The following is a 22,274-nucleotide window of genomic DNA, read 5'->3' as shown; positions in this document are numbered from 1 at the left end:
GTGCGGCGGCGGTTCAGCCCGTACGCCGCGCTTCGCGCCGGTTCCGTCACCCGCTCGTGGAGTTCGGACACGGAGTTCAGGCACTCAGGTCGGGCGCGGGCCCCGCGGGCTTCCCGCCCGCCGGACCAGTTCCGCCACCACGGCGACCTGGAGGGCCGTGGGGTGCGCGTCTCCCGTGGCGTAGAGCCTCCGGGCCAGCGCGACCGCGTCCGGCTCCCGGCCCAGCTCCCGTGCCTCGGCGACGTGTTCGGCGACCGTGCGGGCCAGCAGGTCCCGGATGCCGCCGGGCTCGGGGTCGTCCGGGTCGCCGAGGACGGCGAGCGCGGCCCGGGCCTCGCGGGGGCGCGCGGGGGGCCGGTCGGAGCCGCCGTCGGTGGTCCGGCCGGTGTCGCCGAGGAGCCGGGTGAGGTGCGCGGCGGCGGCGTCCGGGTCCGTACCGGCGGGGGTGAGTCCGGCACCGGTGAGGATGCCGTCGACTTCCGCCCGGTCGTCCTCGTCGCGTACCGGGTGGCCGAGCAACAGGGAGTGGTCCTCTACGGGGAAGTCGCCGAACTCCGAGGCGTTGAGCGCCCAGTGGACGGCGTAGTCCAGGCGTTGCGCCCGGGTGTGCCGCGCGTCGGGCTCCGGCAGCAGCCTGCCGAGGCTCCGCCGGAGCAGCGCCCTGGCGGTGCCGGGCGGTTCCTCGGGCCGCTCCTGCGGCGGGCTGATCACCAGGAGCGGCACCTCGCGCACCTCGTGGGCGTCCCGCGTGACGAGGGGTGCCGGCCTGGGCAGGAAGGTCACCCACGGCGTCCACACCTCGTGCGGGCCGGTCTCCGGGGGCGGTTCGACCAGCAGGACGTCCTCGCCGCCTTCCTCCTCCGGGCCCTGGTGGACGGTGCCCCAGGCCGCGATGACGGGGCGGCCCAGCGCATCGGCGAGCAGCTGCCCGGGGGCGTCGCCGCGCACCGGTTCCCGCCCGCGCTCGTGCGCCACGACGGGTCCCACCGCGCCGCTCGGCACCAGGTAGACCACGGCCGCGTCGTCCGGCAGGGGGTCGGTGAAGTCCTCGCCGTCCAGGGTGCCTTCGAGCAGGTCGTGGGCGAGCGCGGCCATGGTCAGGGGGACGTGGCGCTCGCGGCCCCGGTCGTCGGGCACGTACGCGTCGAGGCGCTCGCCCCTGCGCCGCCCGTCGACCAGGTGCACTTCCGCGACGTCGGGTCGCTGCCGTACGGCGTCGATCGCGCGGGCCAGCGCCCGCGAGGGCACGACCCGGGTGCGCAGTGGCGCGTCGTCGGTGGAGCGGAAGGTGCGGGCGCCGTCGAAGGCCGCCGGGTCCCAGGTGATCTCCGCGTGGTCGGCCGGGCCCGCCCGGTGACTCTCCCACACCTCCTGGCCGGGCGGGGCGTCCGCCCGGACGTGCCCGTGCTCGTCGAGGGTGACCGGCACGAGCGGGGCGTGCACCACGATGTTCGAGTGGCCCAGTTCGCGGGCGAGCGCTCGCGTGTCCGTGCCACCGTCGCGGGCGAGGACGACGACGTTGAGGGTCCGTCCGGTCTGCTCGGCGAAGGTGGCCATGTCGATGAACTGCTCCGAGGACCAGACGAGTTGGGCCAGGTGCGCGGCGGTCGTGGGGACGGCGACGTCCTCGTCGGGCACGAGCTGTCCGGCCGTGCCCCCGTCCGGTGGCGTCGTGACGCCGCTGTCCAGCACCAGGTAGAGGGTGGGCTGTCCGGCCCAGGGCAGGCTGCCCGTCCGCGGCGCCTCCGTGTCGTCCGCGCCGTCCGAGTACCGGAACCGGGCCGCGCCGTGGGGGACGTGGGCGGACCAGCGCTCCTCGGCCTCGGTCACGTACTCCTCGCCGGGCGGCAGGAAGGCCAGCACCTGCGCCTGGCTGAAGCCGGTGCCGGTGAAGTGGTGGGAGAACTGTTCGAGGCCCGCGGAGCCCCTGGGCCGGTTCCGCGCGTCGCGGACGTGGCCAGTGGTGGCGTCCGGCCCCTCCATGTGGAGCATCGTGGCGATCTCCAGGATCCGGGCCCGCCGCGCCTCCTCGGGCAGCGCCGTCCAGCCGGGGTCGTGGGCGTCCAGGACCTCCTCGGCCCGGGCGAGCTGCTCCGCCATCTCCCGCGGCGCCAGTTCCTCGGTGAGGAAGGCGGAGAGCAGCAGGGCGCGCGCGGTGTGCAGGGCCGGTCCGGGGCCCTTGTGCCAGAGGGTGTCGGCCGTGATCCACCGCATGGCTTCGAGGGCCTCGGGCGACAGGTCGTGCTCCTCGAACAGCGCGGTGGCCGCGGCCAGCAGGTCCTGTTCCAGGACGTCCCGCGTGAGGGCCGGGCCGGGGTCGCGCCCGGCGGGACCGGCGTCCTCCCATGCAGCGCGCTCGCGGGCGATCGCCGTCTCCAGCCGGAGGCGGGCCTCGTGGGCCAGTGTCCGCAGCTCGTGCGGCACGGTCGTGATCACGTTGCCGAGGAGCTTCCTGACCACCTCGTCACCGGCCTCCTCGTCGGAGTCCGGGTCGGCGTCCTCGTCACTCGCGCGGTCCGGCGGGAGCAGCGGCGCGTACTCGTCGGCGGCTTCCCCGTCCTCGCCTTCCCCGTCCCCGTACTCCTCTCCGCCCGACTCGGTGTCGGCCTCCTGGAGGGAGAAGTAGCCGTCGCCGTCGTACGCGACCGTGGAGGTGTGCAGGGGCGAGAACCTGAGCAGCGGGTCACCGTTCTGCTGGTGCGCGTCGACGATGGTACGGAAGATCTGCCGGCCGAACTCGTCGGACGGGTTCCAGTACTTGTGGGCGCCGTGCATCACCCCCATGTCGGCGTCCTTCATCTCCTCGATGATCGCCTCGTACTGGTCGGGCGAGACCGGTTCGCCGTCCTCCCGCCGCATGTCGAAGATGTCGTGGTCCCCGGTGAGGTGGCGGAACACCCCCTGCTTGTCCCGGGCCATGACCAGGCCGTCCCGGACCGTCAGTTCGCCCGTCCCGCACAGTTCGGCCATGTCCGGGGCCAGCGTCCGGTACTCGCGCCGCCGCTGCTCGTACCGCTTGGCGATCATCGCCTCCAGGGCCGGGTCGGCGGGGGGCGCGGCGGGCATGCGCGGGTCGAAGTACCCCACGAGGCCCCGCGTCGCGGGATCGGCTCCCAGGTGGGTGTCGATCTCGTTGATGGTCTTGGCCTTGATGGACTGCGGCTTGGGCAGGGCCCCCTCGCGGAGCCAGCGGACGGCCTCCGCGTTGGTGCCCCGCACGTCGATGACCACCCGGTGGCGGTCCGACATGCTCTGGAACCGCAGCTGGTTGGCCAGTGGCATGCCCCATCCCCGCTCGGCCGCCTCGGGGGGCACGGTCGCTGAGCTGGGCGTGGCGGGCTTCGCCTTGCCGACCCTCGGGTGGTGGACGACGCTGTGGACGGAGAGCCGGTCCATCTCCGAGTTGAGCACCTCCCCGGAGGACCGGCCGGTCCGCGGCGTCATCGCCGGACTCGGGACCTCGCCGGTCCCGGGCGTGCGCGGTGCGGTGAGGGAGCGCGGTGTGGCGTACGGGGAGAGGTACGCGGAGTCCTGGTGGCCCACCGGGGTGGCGCGCCCCTCGACGTGCCCCGGCTCGGAAGTGTCGGGCAGGAAGAGGGGGATGTGCAGGCGGGGCAGGCTCGCGATGCGCCGCCTCTCCCGTACGGTCGGCGCGATCCGCTGCGCGGACGACGAGGCAGAGCCCCCCGGCGGCGTCAGCATCGCGTCCCACAGCCGCGCGGTGTCCTGCGGGAGCCCGAGGGCCGACGCCGTCTCGGCGAGCTGCAGCTCCGCGTCGGCTCCGGCCGCGAGCGCGTCGTGGTACGCGTCCCGGTAGCGGGCGAAGTCCTGCGCGTACCACGGGACGAGGGCGAGGGCCTCCTCGTGCCACGCGCGGGCGGCCTTCGCGTCGGGCTCCGGCAGGGGCCGCGTGCCCTCGGCCGTGGCCCGGGCGAGTGCCTGGCCGTCGGCCCACTGGGCGCCGGTCATGCCGTACGGGGGCCGGCTTCCGCCCCAGTCCTGGAAGCGCTCCAGGTAGCGGCTCCACTGCGCCCGGCCCGGGGCCGTGCCGTCGTGCGGGCCTCCGGCCAGGATGCGCTGCGCGTACTCGGACCTTCCGAGGTCCAGGGCGGCCCTGATCCGTGCGGCGAGGTCGCCCGCCCGCCCTTGCCGGGACGTGTCGCGCGGGAGGTCGCCGAGTTCCTGTTCGACGGCCAGCGACGTCCAGTACTGGAGCGGGTCCCTCTCGATGAGTCCGCCGCCGTTGGGACTGGCGGTCAGCGGGAACGCGATGGTGGACCCCACGATCCGCCGGGCCGCCAGTCGCGCCACCGCGTCGACGGGCCCGGACCGCGACACCAGGGACGCCTTCAGGGCGGTCACGTCCAGGACGGCGGCGAGCCGCTCCAGGGGCTCGACCGCGGCCCAGAGCCACAGGTCCCGCAGCATCGCGAGGGCCGGTGAGGCCAGGGCTTCGTCCGGGGTCACCGGTGGCCGCGACCCCTGGGCCCGCGCCTCCCGCTCGACGGCGTCGAGGAAGGGCCGCCACTGCGCCTCCCGCTCCGGCGGGTACGCCGTGCGGAACGCGTGATGCTCGGCCAGTACCTCCAGCCACGTCCGTCCGGTCGAGGCGTGCAGGCCGAGCTCGTTCGCCACGGCCAGGACGGGACCCTCCTCGAACCCCCGGGGTCCGCGGGTGCCCAACGCCCTGGTGAACGCCTCCCGGTACCGGGCGTCCTCGCGCACGAGCAGCCAGTGGGTGGTCACGGCCCTGCGCCCGGCACGAGGAGGGAGGTACTGCCCGGCCAGCTCCTCCAGGGTGCGCGGGGGCGACTGCGCCGTCCCGAAGAGGGAGGGGGCCGAGCGCCCCGCGCGGTCGCGCGCCGCCAGCCGCCCGGCCCGCTCCCGCTCCGTCTGGCGCAGGAGTTCGCCGGCCACCATGACCTGGACCTCGTTGGGCGCGTCGGCGAAGACGAACAGCCGGTCGGCCACGCTGTGGGCGTTGACGCTCGCGAGCGGATCGCGCCGCAGCTCCTCGGCGATCTCGTCCACGGCGCGCAGCAGCACGTCGTGCGCACCCGTCTCCGCCCGGGGACGGCCGTCAATGCCCAGCGCCCGCAGCACTCCCCTGACGTACTGCTCGGCGTGCTCGGTGAGCACCGGGTCCGTCACCGCGTCCAGGATGGCGTCGAGGTAGGCCGGGTGGTTCCCCACCGTCTCGACGATCCGGGTCAGCTGCGGGACCGTCGGGAACTTCCGGAAGTGGGGCGGGGGCGCGCCGATCTTGACCCCGGCTCCGGTGAACAGGCCGGCGATGTACGCCTCCTGCCGTGAGGACGGCGTGTCGGTGCCGGAGGCCTCCGTGAAGAGGCTGAGGTCGTACGGGACGGTGGTGCGGGACAGGGCGATGCCCAGGTGGATCATGCGGTCGAGCAGGTCGCTCTCGTCGGCCGCGTCCCGCAGGCGGCCCGGCGGCCGCAGGCGCAGCTCGTCGAGCTCCGCCCGCGCGCTACCGGCCGGATGGCTCGCCACGAGGAGGTCCTCCTCGCGCAGCCAGGCCCTGACCAGGGCGACCAGCCCCTTGCCCACCTTGCCGTGCCGTTCGACGAAGAGCGGGCGGACGAACGTCTCGCCCACGATCAGCTGGCCCTGTTCGTCCAGCTGCTGCAGGGCCTCGGCGACCACCTTGCCCTTGGCGTCGTCCAGGAGGCTCGGCCGTCCGGTGACGCGGAGGAGCGCCAGGGTCTCCGTAAGCCCCTCGACGAAGCCGTCGCCGGTGAGCGACTCGGCGCGGCCTACCCGGCCGCGCGCCAGCTGCCCGGGGGCCGTGCGGAGCCGTACCGCGTGCGTGCGCGTGATGAAGTCGGCCGCCTCCAGCGTGCGGGCGTAGGAGGAGACCAGGGGCGGCTCGCCCTTGGGGAAGTCCACCGCCAGGGCGCGCAGGACGCCCTTCACGAAGCGCAGGCCGTAGTGGGCGTCCGCGCCCGACGGGACCTGGTCCTCGATCAGGGCGGCCAGTCCGTCCAGCTGCTCCTGGCTCTCGATGGTTCCCAGCTGCCGTGCGCGGTGGACGACCCGGGCGAGCGCGTACTGGTGGGCCGAGAGGACGTGGGACCCGGACCGCCCGACGTGGTCGTTGACCTGACGGATCTGGTCGTCGCTCAAGACGTGCACGCCGATGCCGCGGCCGATGCCGGTCAGGGTGACTCCGAGTTCACCCGTCTCGGCCAGCTGTCTCCACACCTCGCGCTCCAGCGCCCGGTCCATGACCGTCTCGGGCGCCTCCGGCAGGATCCCCACTTCGGTGAACCACCGTCGCACCGTGCCCAGTTCGAAGTCGGTGAGCGTCTCGGGCGGCCTGCCGAGGAGGCCGGCGGCGAGCGGCCGCAGGTCGATCAGCCCCGTGGCGCGCAGGCTCGCCCGCCCCTGGGACAGGGCGTGGTCGCGCAGGCCGTCGTGGAGGTTCCGCTGCCCGCCGGCCCTCAGGTGCCGCAGTGCGTACGCCCCTCCACGCAGGTGGTCCACGGCCTCGTCGGAGGCTCCCGTGCCGAGCACCTGCCGCGCGAGCCGCGTGAGGTCCGGCGCGCGGCCCACCTCCAGCATGAGGGCGAACTCGGCGGTGCTCAGGGCCAGGTGGGGGTACGGCTCACCGCGGGTCCGGCCCGGGGGCAGCCCGGCCATGTCGAGCAGCCCGTCCACGAAGGCCGGGGACTCCTCGGCGAAGAGCGCGCGGAAGGCCCGGACCGTGTCCTGGACCGCGGTGCCGTCCCCGCTGTCCACCGCGCTCCTGATCTTGCGGTACGCCTCCGCCAGTTCCGCGTCCCCGAGCCCGGCCACGGACGCCGCTCCGCGCCGCCGCGCGCGGTCGGCCTGCTGGTCCGGGCTCTCGCCGGTGACGACCAGGTCGAGCCGGACGAGCAGGTCGATGGTCGTCGCGAGTCCGGCCGCGCCGTCGGTGAAGAGCCGTGCGGCGAGCGGGCCCGGGTCGATGACCGCGTCCCGCTCCGCCCGCTCCTCGGTCCAGCGTTGCAGCACCTCCATCATGACGACCTCGGCGTATCCGGCGAGGGCGCCGGTCCCGTCCCACACCGTGATGCCCTTGTCCGTGAGCGCCCGCTCCACCGGCACGCCGTCGCCCTGGGCGTCACCGGAGCCGGGTGCCCGCGGCCCGGCCAGCTGGTCGACCAGCGCCTCCCGGACCTGTTGCGGCGTCCGGTCGCCCACCGGCCCGGCGTCCGGACGCGGCTCGGGGTCGAACGGGACGCCCGCACCGGTCAGGTAGTCGGCGACCACCACGACCTGGGTCGCCTCGACCGTGGTCGTGCCGTACAGCAGCTCGGCGACGCTCCGGGCGGTGACGGGGGTGCCGGGGTCGTCGGCGCGCAGCTGTCGTGCGAACTCGGCGGCGGCGCGCGCCAGCACGTCGCGTACGCCTCCCGCCCGGAACGGCGTCCCGTCGAGGCCGAGGGCCCCGGCCACGGCGCGGAACCGCGCCTTCAGCAGGGAGGCCGTCCTGTTCTGGGCCTTGATGAAGACCCCGGGGAGCAGTTTGCTCACGGAGTACGTCGTCCCCTTGCGGCGGCGGGCCTGTCCGACGGCCAGCTCGAACTCCGCCAGGTGGTCGTGCCACCACGCGTGCTTCCGCCACACTCGCGCGCCCGACGCCTTGAGGACTTCGAGCGAGACGACCAGTTCCTCGTGGCCCGGTGCGCCCGGGACGACGAGGACGTCGTGGAGTTCGGCCTGCGTGTGGATGCCGTGGCGCCCGAACCAGACGGCCAGGTGGGCCGCGTACTCGTACCTCTCCTCGGCCGTGGCGTCGGCCGGCGGCGCCACGGGCGGCCGGACGCGCAGCCGCTCCAGGTCCGCGCGGGCGCTGCCCGGCGGGTAGCCGGTGTCGACGAGGCCGGCCTCCAGCAGCCAGCGGGTGACCATCGCGAGTTCGGCCGGGGTGGGCGTCCCGGCGCCCAGCACGTCCTGGGCGATCGCCCCGGCGTCCACCCGGCCCGTCAGCGCCAGCTGGTTCCCCGCCAGTGCCGCGGCCCGCTCCTTCGCCTCGTCCAGGAAGGTCCGCCCGCCCGCGCGGGCCAGCAGCCAGTAGCCGTGCGTCCACCCTTCGAACACGTCCTCCTGCACGCTGCCGAACCCGCCTTCGTACAGCACGCCCTGCTGGAGTTTGGGCCCGGGGACCGACCCGGGCCTCACCCTGCGCGTGTGCTCGAAGGCGTCGGCGGCGAAGAGCATCTGCCGCCGCAGGAGGACCGCATCGTCCGCCACCTTGCGGTTGTTGACCAGCCTCGGTTCGAGTTCGTACTGCGGGACGGCCATCTGGACGACGCCGCGGGCGAACCTCTTGAACTCCTGCGTCACCTTGTTGCCGGCGCTCGCCGCCTGTCTGATCTCGAACCACGGCGTGGTGCCGGCCCCCTGCCGCGCCCCCACCACCAACAAGGCCGCCTGATACGCCCGTTCGGAGAGGACGGGGATGCCGTGCGCCTCCAGGAACCGCTCCGCCTGTGCCACTTCGACGTGGTGACCGGCAGCCAGGAGATGCTTGACCAACTCGTCGCTCCGCACGCCGAGGTCCTGCGTCTTCCGCATCTCGTCGGCGACGTGGTACGCCGCCACGTCCTCCACCTGGGCCGTCCACCCCGCGTCCCCGAGCACGGGCGCCGTGGCATCGACCAGGAACAACACGTCGCCCCGGTGTCCGGCTTGGCGCGCCAACTCGCGTACCAGGAGGCGCTGTTCCGGCAGGGGATCGGTGACGTCGAACAGCTGCCGCGCGACCTCCAGGTCGGTCACCGGGCCGCTCCCGCTCCCCGTCCGCAGCGCCGCGACGATCTCCCCCGCGGCCTCGACCATGACCCGCCGCACGCCCTCGGCGGGGATGGGCGTGCCCCCGAGCCCCAGTACGCCCAGGTGGGCCTGGAGCATGAAGTCGGCCTGGGCCTCGGAGAGACCGGGACCGTAGACGGACAGGGTCGTCGCGGCGTCGTCGGCCCAGCTCTCCGAAGCCGTCACCTTGCCGATGGCCCGCTCCAGTTGGTCGTACGTCACCGGAGGGCGCTCGCCCGCGTCGTGCGGCAGGATGCCGACCCCCGCGCCGTGGAGCACCGCGTACGCCCGCGCGGTGTCGGACATGCCGAGCAGGGCCAGGGCCTCCGCGTCACCGAGGACGATCCGCCGCCCCGCCAGCCACAGTCCGAGCCGCGCCGCGTGATCGAGGCGCTCCGCCTCGGTGGCACCGTCCGCGAGCGGTGCGGGCGGCTGCGCCCGGAGCACCTCCAGGCGGGCCAGCGCGCTTCCCCCGTGGTGCGGGGACAGGGTGATTCCCGCTTCGCGCAGCCAGCCGCGGACGAGGGCGACGTCCTGGTCCCTCGGCGACCCGCCCAGGCCGAGGACGGTCCGGGTGATCACGTGCGGATCGACCGCCCGGTTCTCCCGCAGGCTCGTCCGCGCCAGCTCGACCGCCCGCACCTTCGCCTGGTCGAGCACGGTGGGCTCCCCAAGGGCGGAGAGGAGGTCGTACGCCCGCGTCAGGCCGAGCGGGAAGCCCCCGCCCCCGTACAGCTGCCCCGGGACCGGCCCGCCCGCCGCCTCGGCGAGCCGGTGGAAGGGCACCCGCGACCCGGCACGCAGCGCGCGCTCATGGGTGTCGAGCAGGTGCAGTGCCCGGGCCAGCTCCCTGATCCCGGCGCCCGTGCGGACCGTGTCGCGCAACCCGGCCCCGGTGACGACTCCCCGCACGAACGCCGACGCCGTACCGTCCTGCGGCGCCTCCTCCTCAGGGTCGAGCAGGTCCTCCAGCTCGGTGACGTCGACGGGGCTCCCCTGGAGGCGCTGGCGCTCCCCCGCCGCGAGGAGCACCGCGGCCTTGTCCTCGGAGGGTCCGAGCACCCGGTACCCGTGCTCCCGGAGCCACGTCCCCGCCGCGGCCGACGGATCCGGCTCGTCCGGGAAGAACGGGGCGAGGTCCCCCGCGTCGACCCCGTACAGGTGCCTGGCGAGCAGCGACTTCCCGGCCGCGTCGTGCAGCTTCCGGGCGCGTGCCGCCACCACGTCCTCGGTGTCCGCCGCCGACGGGGTGCGGTCGGCCAGCAGCCGCGCCGCCCAGGCGATGCCCGTCGCCCGGGGCAACCCGGCGGCGACGGCGAGGTCCTTGATCCGCAGCGCGGCCGTCGCCCAGTGGGCACCGGCCCCGCGCGCGATCTCCTTCGCGGCCTCGGACGGCTCGGGGAGCGCGAGGCCGTCCGCCCACGCTCCGTGGCCGGGGAGGGCGTGGATCCGTGCCTTCTTCCGGACGGGCGGTGCGTCGCGTACTTCCGGTACGGGGCCGGGCGGCGCGCCCTGGACGTCCGGGAGCGAAGGACCGGCGTCCGGCACCGGGACCGGGACCGAAGGATCGACGACCGTGACCGTGGCGTCCGGGACCGGTGCGACCACTTTGCGCGGACGGCCCCGCTTGCGCTTCTCCTGTGTGCTCGTGCTCGTACTCTGCCGCGGCGCGGTGTCCCGCTCGGGCGGCGCCACCTTCCGCTTGTGCCCCGACCCCGCCCTCCCGTCCGTGTACGCCGCCGCGCCGGCCTTCCCGCCGGCCCCGTCCTTCCGCGCTTGCGCGTGCGCCTCGCGCCGCATCAGGCCGTGCGCGACGGCCACGTGGTAGTCGTCCGGCTTCGCCGTGCCGAAGATGAGGGCGGCGACCGCTTCCGGCGGGACGGACGCCCGGTCCGTCTTGCCCTTCTTCGCCAGGTGTTCGGTGACGCGGCGCGTGGCGTTGGCCACCTGCCGGCCGAAGGTCTTCGGCCCGAATTCCCGGCCGTCGAGGCCCAGGACCACCAGCGCGCCGCGCAGTTCGTCGGAGAGGCCGGCGGGCAGGCCGGGTTCCGTCAGGGTGCGGTCGATGGCGTCGCGCAGCTCCTGGGCCGTGAAGGGCGGCTGCCCACGGCCCGTCGAGGCGTCCGGCCACAGCAGGGCGCCCCTCGCCCACTTCGCCAGGGGGGTGAGGCCCTCGGCCATCAGCAGAGACACGTAGTGATCCGCTTGGGGGACACCGGTCGACGCGTGGTGGAACGCCACCCGGAGGGCATTGTCCATCGCCGTCGCCCGCATCAGGTTCCTGGCCAGGGACAGCGGGGCCGGCCGGCTCCGCTCCGCGACGAGCGGGTCGAGCCCCTTGCCGAGCGCCGTCGGCGGCTTGACCACTCCGTGGACGTCCAGCCAGTGCTCCACCATCGACACGACGGACGGGGCCGGGGAAGCGGTGCCCAGGACCTCGGAGGCGACGAACACGGGAACGACGGACCCGCTCTCCTCCACGTGGCGGCGCGCCGTGTCGAGCACGGTGGCGACGAGGCGCGCGCGGACCGTGGGCCGCCCCGACGACTCCAGGAGGTTCGCCGCCGTGACCCACGCGTCGGCCTTGGCCAGGGCTCGGTCGAGGCCCGGCCCCGTGCCGAGCCCGCGCACGTGGTGCTCGACCTCCTCCCGGGAGAGCCTCTGCGGGCTCCGTGCGACGAGGTGGGCCAGCAGGGCCATGTCGGCCTGGGACAGGCCCGCTTCGAGGTCGGTGGTGAAGGGGACGTGGTCCGCCATCTCCAGGACGTCCCGGACCTTCGCCGCGTCGACGCCGTCCCCCACGGCCTCGCGCACGCGTGCCACCAGGTCCTCCGGTGCGGGCGGCGGCCCTCCCTCCGAGAGGATCCCGTCCACCGCCGCCAGGACCAGCGCGGCGTCCGCGTGGCGGTGGTCGTAGGAGTCGATGTCCATCTCGCCGAGCCAGCGGTCGGCCACGTCGGGCCGGACCGGGAAGCCCTTGGCGTCCAACTGCTCCAGCAGGACGTCCCTGTTGATCCCGAAGGGGGCGACCTTGGCCAGACGGCGAGCGGCGTCGATGGCTTCCGAGCGGGCCTGCGCGGTGTGGACGTAGGGCGGCGGAGCACTGCTCGCGGTCGGCGGCGCCCCAGGGGCCGGTGCGTCCGCCACGCCGGTGACGGGGGTCGGCACCGGCGCCGCGACGGGGGACGGTGCGATGCCGGTGACCTCCCCGGCCACGGCGCCCTGGACCGTATTCCCTCCTCCCGCACCCTCTCTTCCGCCCGTGCCCCCTCCTTCTCCCGTGACCCCTTCGGTCGTGATCCCCTCGTCCGTCGACTCCTCGGTGTCGCTGTCGATGACCATAGGCTCCTCGACCGCCGGTGCGGAGACCTCTGTCCCCTCGTAGAAGACCCGGTCGCGGATCACCGCAGAGCCGACCAGCGGCTCCACCCAGGACAGCACCGCCCTGCCGACCGGACCCACCTGGCGCTGCCGGTCGACCAGCCGGTCGAGCCACGGCGTCAGCCGTACGCCGTCGAGTTCCGCCCCCTCGCTCCTGGCCAGCGCCACCCACCGTTCGACCCAGCGCCGCATCACCCACGCGGCCACCGGCGTCGGGACGCTCCCGGAGCCGGGGACGAACGGCGTGAGCCCCGCCGCCTCCATGGCCCCGGCCACCGTGTCCACCTGGATGCCCTCGGCGTCACTCCCCGGCGGGAAGAACCTTGCGCCCAGGGTGAGTTCACCACCCAGGAGCCCCGTCACGGTCTCTTCGTCCAGCGGCTCGTCGGGATTGAGCACCCGGCCCAGTTCCGCCGCCGAGCGGTCGAGCCCGTCGGGCAGGAACGACAGCACCTTCAGCAGGTCGCGGTACGCGGCCGTGGCGGCCCCCGAGCGCGCCCAGGCCGGGTCCCCATCGCCGCGCACCCGGTCGAGGCGCGCCAGGTGCGCGGCGTACGGCTGCCCGCCGCCGACCAGCCCGGTGGCCTTCGCGCGCGCCTCCACCCGCACCTTCTCCCGGGCCTCGGCGGCCTCGCGGTCGGCCCGCTCCCGCCGCGTCTCCACGCGCGACACCAGACCGACCTGCGCGACGGTCGAACGCCAGTTGCGGATCGCGGCGTCCGACACCTTCCACACCGGCTTCGGAACGGCCTTCGGGGCTGGCGGGATGGTCGGGGCAGTCGGGGCCTTCTCGGCCGGGGAGCGGGGCTCCCGGGGCGAGGACGGGGGCAAGGACAGGGGTGCGAGCGGAGACGTGGGCAGGGGCGACGCGAGGGCGGAGGAGCTCTCCGCGCCTGCCGCCTCGGAGCTTTCCGTATCTCCCGCCTCGGAGGTCTCGGTGTCCCCCGCCTCGGAGGTCTCGGTGTCCCCCGCCTCGGAGCTCTCCGTATCTCCCCCCTCGGAGCTCTCCGTGTCCCCTGCCTCGGAGCCCTCCGCGTCCCCCGCCTCCTGGAAGACCCGCTCCCAGTGACTCAACTGCGGCTCGTCCAGGCCGAAGTGAACACCCATCGCCATCAGCGCCTCAGTAGCCGCGTCCGGGCCCTCCCCCAGCGCGGTCTGGTACGCCCTGCGCGTGTCGCGGAACTCCCGCCGATAGGGCGCGGAGCTGCGCAACAGGTCGTCGTGCAGGGTGGCGACGTCCTCCACCTCCACGTCCACGTACTCGGCGATCTCGACGAGCTCGGTCAGCTTCGCGTACAGGGCCAGTTCCTCGGCCGACAGGTCGTCCTTGTCGGCCAGGTCCCTCCGGTAGCGCTGCCACGGCGCCCCCGCCGTCTCCTCGCCGTCGGACAGCTCGGGGTTGGACCGCTCGTCCATCAGATCGGTGCCGGACCGCTCGTCCATCGCGTCGGCCTCCGAGGACGACGGGGGCTCGCTCACCGGGTCGGCCGTCATCAGAGTGCGCCAGTACGCGACCACGGCGGGCGTCAGGCCCAGCTCGTCGGCCGATACCTCCAGGACGTCGCCGATGTCCTCGCCGGAGTCCGACTCCGCCTCGGCCTCCGCGTACGCGGCCTCGAACGCACGGAAGTCCTCCGCGTACGCGGGGACCGCGTCCAGCAGCATCCGGTGGAAGTCGGCGACTTCGTTCTCAGGGGCGTCGAAGGCACCGTCGCGGCTGGACGGTTCGTCGCGCAGGAGCAGGTCGACCATCATCCAGTCCAGCCCGGACCGGACGGCTGGGGAGACCACCGCGGCGTGGAACGACCGGTGGTAGCGGTCCCATGCCTCCTCTTCCGGCACGTACTCCGGTGACATTGACGCGGAAGGACGGCCCTCGTCCTCCCACTCGCCCTCCCACTCGTCCTGCCGCTCCGAGTCGCTCGTCGCCATGGACTCCGGCGACGACGCACGGTACGGGTTCCCGCCGCGCAGGCCCGGCGACGGAGCCGGCAGGTCCAGGGCGCTCCGGATCCCCTCCGCGGCGTCCCGCGCGGCCGCGAACGACTGCGGGGACAGCGCGGACGCCGCCGCGGTGCTCATGGCCTGGGCGACGGCCACGCCCGTCCAGTACTGGAGCGGCGCGCGCTCCTTGAGCCCTTCGCCGTGGTCGGCGATCGTGAGGGGGAAGCCGATGGTGGTCCCGACGACGCGAGCGGCCACGGAGCGCTCGAAGAGCCCGAGTTCACGGTAGGCGCCCGCCTCGAAGACCTGGAGCGACTCGACGTCCAGGGCCCTGGAGAGGTCACGCAGCGCCTCCCCGCTGGTGAGCGGACGGGCGGGCGGCTTCCCCTTCGTGAGAGGTACCTCCTCGCTCGTGAGCGGCGCCTCCGCGCTGCTGACCGGGAGGGCGGGCGGCTCCCCGGTCGTGATCGACAGAGCGTACGGTTCCTGGTGGACCGACAGAGCGGACCCGGCGCCCTCCTCGTCCGTCGCCAGGACGGACTCGACCTCCCCCCGCAGCGCCTCCGCCTCGGCGCGGACCCGGGCGGCCCGCTGCTCCAGCAGGGTGGGGCCCGTGCCCTGCCGCCCGGCCGCCTCGTGATCCTGCCGGTCCGCACGCGGCCGTTCGGTCAACTGACCATCGGGGAGGCCTGTTTCAGGTCGCCGTACCTCGTCGCTCCCGCGCCGGGCGGGAGCGGGATCGGCCGAGGGCGGTGGTACGGGACGGTCCGGCGCCTCCAGGGCCCCGGACGCCGTACCGCTGGACCGCTCCCTGCCCGACGGCGGCTCGCGCCGTGCCGCCTCGGCCGCCTCGGCCGCGTCCTTCCCCGCCCTCCTCTGCTCCACCTTCGCCTCGAAGGCCTCCTGAAGACGCTGTGCGGGGCCGGGCTCCCCGCGCTTCATCAGCTGGTCCATCGCCAGCCGGTGCGCGTCGATCTCGTAGGCCGTCAGGCCCAGTTCGACGAGCTCGGCGCGCCGCCCGTCCTCGAACTCCCGCATCCGCGCGTCGACGTCCCGCCGCCCCTCGTACTGTTCGTCCAGCAGGTCGCGCAACTGCCCGCGCACCTCGGGCGCGTCGCCGGACGCCTCCAGCCGCAGCCGCCACACCTCGGCTTCGGCCTCGTCCATCCCGAGCCCGCGGGCCCGCTCCACGAGGTCGCCCTGAAGGTCGCGCAACCGGCCTTCGAGGTCGCCGCCCCCGCCCTCCCCAGTGTCGTCGCCGGGCCGGAACAGCGTCCCGTCCAGCGCGCGCAGCGGGTCGTCGAGGGGGTCGTCGAAACGCGGCTTGAGGGCGTCGGGCCTGCGCTCCTCGAAGAGGTTCCAGAGGGCGTCCTCGGCGACCAGGCCGCCCTCCCGGTTGCGCCACTCCCCCGTGGTCGCGCGCGCGAACAGCTCGGGGCCGTCGTGCGCGGAGGGCCCGCCACCCGCGCGCAGGTTCTCCACCCGCAACGCCGCGGCCCGCTCGAACGCCGCCTCCAGCACCTCGATGCGGGCGGCCCGTTCCCGTACCACTCGTACGACGTCCGCGAGGTCGCCGCGGCCCGAGGCGTCCTCGATCCTCCCCTCGAACGCGGACCACTCCGCCTCCCGCATGCCGGAGCGGTCCGCGCGGTCCTTCAGCGCCCCGCTGCCCTCCGCGGCCAGCGCGTCGAAGTCGCGCTCCGCCCGGGCCGCCTCGACCTCCTCGCGCCAGCGCGCCTCGACGCGCGAGAAACCGCCCGCGTCCTCAAGCCTGAGCGCATCCCGCATCCGCCCGGCGAAGAACTCCGCGTCCACCTCCGGCAGGCCCGTCGCGACGGACTCGGCGACCAGCGCGTCCAGGGTCTCGAACCGCTCGATGCGCGAGAACCAGTCCGCGCCCACGTCCCTCAGCGCCTCAGGGCCGCCTCCGGTGTCCAGCACGTCCTCCAACCGGTCCTGCCAGTAGGCGACTTCCCCCTCCGGCATCCCGCGGAGTTCACCGTGCTCGCCCATCGACTCCAGAAGGCGCCGCGCCCACACCTCGTCGAGCACGGGAACGCCCGGCAGCTCCTCCAACTGCCCCTGGACCGAGGGGTCGACGTCCTCCCTGACCCGCGGGGCCAGGTCGTCCGCGTCCACGCCTTCGGACCACCTGCGGGCCGCGAGGAACTCCCCGAGCGGGACCCCCTCCAACTCCGCCCATCTGCGCATCAGTTGCAGATCCCGCACTTCGCCCCGACGAGACGATGACTCGTGTACGCGATCCCAGAACGCGTCCACCAGCCGTGCCGCCTCGTCGCCCCGGCCCTCCGCCCAGGCCCGACGGATCTCCTCCAGGCGCACCACGTGCTCCGACAGCGGCACGCCCGCCTCCTCCACCTCCCGCGCCAGGGCCTCCAGCGCCGTGTCCGGACCCGAACGCGCCCTCGCGAGGAGTTCCTCCGGCGAGAGCCCCTCACCGGCCAGATCCTGGAGCCTGCGGTGCCACTCCTTGCCCACCTCACGGAAGGAGTGGCCCGCTTCGCCCTCGCCCCGGCCGTGCGCCTCGACGAGCCGGTCCGTCCACGCGGTGATCCGGGCCTCGTCCATGCCCGCCGTACGGGCGCGGGCCACCAGGGACTCCACCAGTCGTACGTCCGCGCCGCCCATCGGCCCCGGCGGTTCCTCCCGGCCCGTCGCACCGCCGTGACGCAGGGCGTCCAGACGGGCCGCGAGGTCCGCGTCGTCGGGCACGGACCCGGGGACCTCCAGCCCCTCCAGGACCAGCACGGTCGCCGCCTCGGCCTCCAGGTCGGCGAGCATCCGGTTGCGGTCCCTGATCACCGCCTGGGCGTCGCCCAGCCGCCCGTCGCGCACGGCTTCGCCGATGAGCGTCTCGTACCCCTCCCAGGCCCCGCGCGTCAGCCCGGCCGACTCCGCGCGTACCCGTGCGGCCGACACCACGTCCGCCGGCCCCTCCCCCGTGAACCCCGCTTCCCCGAGGTCGACTTGGCCGTCGTACCCACCGGAGAGCCGGAACACCAACTCGTCCCGGGCCAGCGACAACTCCTCGAAGTGGGCCGCCCGGTCGGCTTCGATCAGCACGGCGCCCTCCAGGTCGCCCTTCGCGAAGGCCCGCTCGACGCGCCACTCGTACCCGCTCCACTCCGCCGGGGACATCCCGGCGGCCATCGCCTCCGCCTCGCCGACCCGGGGCGTCCCGGCCACCAGCCCCTCGACCGCCTCGCCGGACACGGCCGTGGCCCCGGGCTCCTCGCCCACGGCCAGGAGGCCTTCGGACGGCTCCGCCCGCAGTGCCGCGAGGCGCGCCGCGAGCTGGGCGTCGGACGCCTCGTCCCCGTACCTCCCCTCGGACCGCGCCCCAGCCCCCTCCCCGGAAGCTCCGCCGAGCAGCTCGCCGATGGTCCCGGCCTGCCCCGCCACCGTCTGCTCCAGGGAAGCGGCGTCGACCCGTTGCCCGTGCGGCGCCAGTTCCGAGGCCCGGCTTTCGACCACGATGCGCTGCGACGGCGTCAGGGCGTCCCACAACTGGCTCACAGGTCGGGCCAGCGCCTCCTCGCCCAGACCGGGAAGGCGCGCCAGGGACTCCCTCAGGGCGTCGAGGGCGGCCGGCTTCGCCTTCTGCGGAAGGGCGTCCGGCACCACCGCGTACTCCGGGCCCAGCAGATCACCGATCGTGGCCGCTTCCACGTCCGAACTGATCTTCTGGCGGGCGGCCACGACGTCCGGCTGGTCCGAGAACGCCTCGTCACCCCTCGTGAGCTCCCAGCGGGCCCGGTCGCGCACCGCGTCGTGGTAGTCGAGCATCACCTGAGCCGCACCGCGCCGGTCGCCCTTGTCCCTCAACTCGGCTGATCTGGCGGCGAACTCCTCCCGCACCGGCGGACGCCCGGGGGCCTCGGCGGAACCGGGCCGTACCCCGCCGGGCACGCTGGCCTGCGGCCGTACCGCGGAACCGTCCAGGGGCGCGCTCTTGCCGGTGACCACGGTCTCGACCTTGGGCACCGTCGAGGGCCTCCCGCCCGACAGCACCGAGTCGATGGACGCGGAAGGGGACGAAGAGGAAGTGACGGCCATCGAGTCCGTGGATGTCATGGAGAACGCATCGGAATTGCGCGACCCGAGCAACGACGCCTTGTCCGCCGTAAACCCGCCTCCACCACCAGAGCCGCCGTCGAAGGACGACTTCAGCTTCCCCAACCCCGTATTGGCCACCTTCGGAATCGACGCCGGATCGATCCTCACCTCCTTCGCCTTCTGACCCGCCCAGCCCGCCGCACCGAACGCCGCACCCGACGTCGCCGTCTCCCACGTCAGATGAACCCCAGGCTCCCCACCCGTCATCCACGCCGACACGTATCCCATCGGCACCGCCGACACCACATTGTTGACCGCACCCCCCACCACCGACGACGCAAACGACCCCACCCACTTCTGCCCGAACACCTTCCCCACACCGAAGTCGAACGCCTTGCCCACACCGAAACCGACCACACCGCCCACCGCGCCCAGCGCCACATTCGTACCCAGCTCGCTCCAGTTCTCCGCACCCCACTCCCCCTGGCGCGTCCCCTTCGCGAACCCCACCACCTGCGCCACCGCGTTGATCACACCCATCATCAACGCGCCCTGCAACACCGCCGCCACCAACTGACGGATCAACGCCGGCACCGCCGCACGAATCGCCGCCCACACCGCCGCCGTAAACGCGAACCCCCACCCACCCGTCAACACCGTGAACGCCGCCATCGCCAACTGACCCAGCAACCACGTCACCATCCCCAAAATGGTGACCTTCGCCGTCTCCACCTGAATCGCCAGCTTCCGCAGATTCGCCGCGACCTGACGGTAAAGACCCTCGATCGCATCGAAAACCGGCTTCTCCGCCCCCTCCGGAACCCCCGACAGGAACTTGTACACCGAATCAAGGAGTGCCTGCGCCCCCGCACCCTCCATCGAACGCCCCGCACCCACCGCCGACTTCTCGAACTCCCCCCGCAACCCCTTCACCACATCAGCCATCGCCTCGAACCTCAACGACCGCTCCACCAACAACGACTCACTCAACTGCGGCCACGGCTGACCACCCAACGCACCCAGAACCGGCTCCGCCCACTCCGGAACAGTGATGTCACCCATGGATCGTCATCTCCGTGGAGTCAGGGACGAGCGGTGTCTCACGGCATCTCAAGGCATACGGCGATGGCCGACCCCGTGCGTACGGGGTCGGCCTCGCATCGTGGCGCGCGGTACGGGACGTGACCGCCACGGCGCAGCCCGGGGGGCCGCGCCGGGCGCACGGTCGACGCGCGGTCAGTGGCGACCGAGCGTGCCCTGGCAGTTCTGCTGGTCCCCTCCCCAGACCGACTCCTCCTCCTGGAGCCAGTCCTTGGCGGACGACTGTTCTTCCTGCTGTCCCTGCTGCTGCCCCTGGGGTCCGCCCTGCATGGGCATCATCGGCGACATCGGCATCCCCATCCCGGGCTGCGCGGCGCCGGCGGGCGTGCCGCCGGTCAGTGCCGTGCCCTTCGGGCCGACGACGCCGCCGCTCAGCGGGGTGCTGTCCAGCGTGGTGGGCGAGTTCAGGGAAGGGGTTCCGCCGGGGCGCGGGGACGTACCGCCGGTGGGGACGAGCCCGCCGCCCCCCGGTACTCCGCCCCCCGGCCCGCCCACGCTCACGGTTCCGCCCGGTCCGCCCGCGGGTCCGCCGGGAGCGCCCGGCAGGCCGGTGGACAGAGCGCCCTTGGTGAGGGCGCCGGGCGCTCCCGGTGTGCCGATGGAGTAGCTGGGGAAGCCGGGGAGGCCGACGCTGTTGGAAGGCGGGCCGGTGACCCCCTGACCGGCGGCGAAGGTTCCCTGGGCGAGGCCGGGGACAGAGAGGCCGCTCGGGGGGACGCCGGGCAGGCCGAAGGGGATGCCGTCGGCGCCGGGCACCGAGGACGTACCGGGCGGGCGGAAGCTGTTGAGGGAGGTCGACGGGTTGTAGCCGGGGTATCCGCCCACGGAGTCGAGGTCCGGCGCCTTCGCACCGGGAACCGGTACCTTCCCGTCGAGGTCCGGTGTCTTCGCGTCCAGGTCCGGCGCCTTCGGAATGCCGTCCTTCGCCGTCGCGACGAGCATCTTCTGCTCCTCCTCGGACGGCGCGTCCTGGATCTCGGAAACGGCTTCGGACTGCGGGATCTCCTTGGACGCCCGCAACAGGGGCGTGACCTCGGCCGTGGCGACACCGTCGGTCTCTCCCGGCAGCGTCCTCGCCAGCAGCCTGCCGCCTTCCGGCGACCGCGGGTCGCCCAGCACCGGCGGGGGGTAGCCCTGGGTGCCCGCGTTGCTGAGGTCGGCCCCGTGCAGTCGGTAGGAGTCGCCGAGGTCCTCGATGATCGTGCCGATCTCCTCGGCTGCGGCGACCGCCTGTTGGGGTGTCAGTTGTCTCTCGGGTATCGCGGGCATGGCACGGCCCTCTCTTGGCGTGCTGAACTGTCGGTCGGGGGACGTCAGATGATGCCGGGGACGTCGGGGGGGGCGTCGAGGCCCGGCGCGTCCTAGGCGGACAGCGTCTGGACGTTGAGGGCGCTGTCCTTCGGGTCGGTCTCCGGGGTCTTGCGCGTGGTCGGCGCGGGCGGCGGCGGGGTCGTGTCGGGCGGGGCGGCGGAGTGCTTGGCCAGGACCGCGTCGACGGCGTACCAGGTCTGCTGGAGCTGGGTGCCCGCCTCGCGCACCGGCGGCGGCCACTTGGTGACCTGCTGAAGGAGGATGCCCAGGTAGTCGTTGAACTGTCCGACGATCCTGGAGCAGACCTGGGCGCCCTCCCCCTGCCAGCCCTCACCCGGGGTGTCCCCGACGAACATCTTCATCGACCGCTCGGTGATGCCCCGGTTCAGTTCGCCGAGCATGGCGGCCACCTTCTCGAAGGCGTCGGCGGAGGTGTAGAAGGTCGCCGGGTCGGACGCCCCGATGGCGGCGACGACCTTCTGGAGGGCGAGCATCGCCTCGCCCGCGGCGCCGGGGAGCAGGGTGGACGGCCGCTCCTCGGGGGTGCGGTCGGTGGTGGTCCCGGACGAGGCGGGCGGCACGGGCTGCGGTTGCGGAGGCGGCGGCTTCGTCGAGGGCATCGCGGACTTCCTCTCGGAGATCGGGTGGGCGGGTGCCGGGCGGGCGGGGGCGGAGCGTCCGGGTTACTCGGGCGGCTTGCCGTACGGCTTGACGGGCCGCATGACCGACTGCCCGGCGGCGGGGTCCGGGGCCAGGTCGGCCACGCTCGCCAGCGTCCCGCCGGAGGACTTCATGAAGTCACCGCTCGTGGCGATGAGTTGACCCAGGTCCTTCGCTTCGGCCTCGGCCAGTTCCTCGGCATTGGCGTAGCCCTGTGCGATCTGTTCGAGGTCGGCGCCGATCTGACCGATGCACTGGGAGAAGTACGAGAGGGCGTCCGCGAGGAGGACGATCACGCGGTTGAACCTCTCCACGAGGTCGCCCGCCCGCGGGATGACGCTCGGGTCCCCCGGGTTGAGGTGCAGCGGCTGGAGCACGTCGATGACGGCGGCGACTCCCGGCACCTCCGCGGAGCCGTCGCCCGCGCAGTCCTGCAGGAACCTGCCGAACTCCGCGACGTCGCGCGGCTGTACGGCGATGGTGGTGGAGCCGGTCTTCTGGCCGGCTTCGGGATCGGACACGGAGGTTCAGCCCTTCTGGGTCGCCCGCGCTCCGCGGCCCCGGCCGGCGGCCGGGGCCGCGGAGCGTTCCGGGGTGGCCGACGGACGCTTCAGCCGCCGAAGTTGGCGGCGGAGGTCTGGTCCTGCTGGTGGTAGATGTCGGCGACGTTCTCGACGCCGTTCGCGGCCTTTCCGAGAAAGACCTGGAGTTCCTTGGCGAGGCGGTCCCAGTTGGCCTGGCACTCGGCGTAGACGTCCTTGGACTCGCCCTCCCATCCGCTGATCGTCGTGGCGAGGTTCGATTCCAGGGAGTCGAGCGCCTGGCCGAACTGGTTGCCGGCCTGGATCATCGCCTGGACTATCTGGCGCATCTGCTCGGGATTGCCGCGGAAGCCGTCGACGGCCATGTCATTCTCCTTCTGGTTCTGGCGGGTCGTGCGGAAGTGGTGTGCCCGGGGGCGGAGTCGTCGCGCGGCGGCGGGT

General features: G+C 73.9%; 8 protein-coding genes. 3 read left to right on the top strand and 5 right to left on the bottom strand.

The window, feature by feature from the left end:
- Positions 1 to 84: 84 nt before the first annotated feature.
- Entirely contained in the window at positions 85 to 18,147 is an 18,063-nt protein-coding gene (locus ABT160_RS10275; RefSeq protein ID WP_351646008.1) for a hypothetical protein, read from the bottom strand.
- Here ABT160_RS10275 and ABT160_RS10270 point away from each other — a divergent pair.
- From ABT160_RS10270 to ABT160_RS10260, 3 genes are all read left to right on the top strand, one after another.
- Positions 18,140 to 18,403, top strand: a complete 264-nt coding sequence (locus tag ABT160_RS10270; RefSeq protein WP_351646006.1) for a hypothetical protein — start codon at positions 18,140 to 18,142, stop codon at positions 18,401 to 18,403. The two genes, ABT160_RS10275 and ABT160_RS10270, sit on opposite strands and share 8 nt — an antisense overlap.
- Positions 18,404 to 18,529: 126 nt before the next feature.
- A complete protein-coding gene (locus ABT160_RS10265; protein ID WP_351646004.1) occupies positions 18,530 to 18,796 on the top strand; it encodes a hypothetical protein in 267 nt (88 codons plus the stop codon).
- A 258-nt stretch (positions 18,797 to 19,054) separates the two neighbouring features.
- A complete protein-coding gene (locus ABT160_RS10260) occupies positions 19,055 to 19,225 on the top strand; it encodes a hypothetical protein (RefSeq protein ID WP_351646001.1) in 171 nt (56 codons plus the stop codon).
- Positions 19,226 to 19,455: 230 nt separating this feature from the next.
- Here ABT160_RS10260 and ABT160_RS10255 read toward each other — a convergent pair whose 3' ends face one another.
- From ABT160_RS10255 to ABT160_RS10240, 4 genes are all read right to left on the bottom strand, one after another.
- Positions 19,456 to 20,589 carry a hypothetical protein gene (locus ABT160_RS10255; RefSeq protein ID WP_351645999.1) on the bottom strand — a complete coding sequence of 378 codons (1,134 nt, stop codon included), beginning with the start codon at positions 20,587 to 20,589 and terminating at the stop codon, positions 19,456 to 19,458.
- Positions 20,590 to 20,681: 92 nt separating this feature from the next.
- Positions 20,682 to 21,251 (bottom strand): hypothetical protein, encoded by a 570-nt coding sequence (locus ABT160_RS10250; RefSeq protein ID WP_351645998.1) that lies wholly within the window; start codon positions 21,249 to 21,251, stop codon positions 20,682 to 20,684.
- A gap of 63 nt (positions 21,252 to 21,314) precedes the next feature.
- A complete protein-coding gene (locus tag ABT160_RS10245; RefSeq protein ID WP_351645995.1) occupies positions 21,315 to 21,812 on the bottom strand; it encodes a hypothetical protein in 498 nt (165 codons plus the stop codon).
- Between the two features lie 89 nt (positions 21,813 to 21,901).
- On the bottom strand, positions 21,902 to 22,198 hold the full coding sequence (locus ABT160_RS10240; protein WP_351645994.1) for a WXG100 family type VII secretion target: 297 nt from the start codon (positions 22,196 to 22,198) through the stop codon (positions 21,902 to 21,904).
- Positions 22,199 to 22,274 lie beyond the last annotated feature (76 nt).

The sequence above is a fragment of the Streptomyces sp. NPDC001941 genome (assembly GCF_040296945.1).
GTDB lineage: Bacteria > Actinomycetota > Actinomycetes > Streptomycetales > Streptomycetaceae > Streptomyces.
This window is presented reverse-complemented; position numbering and strand designations above follow the sequence as displayed.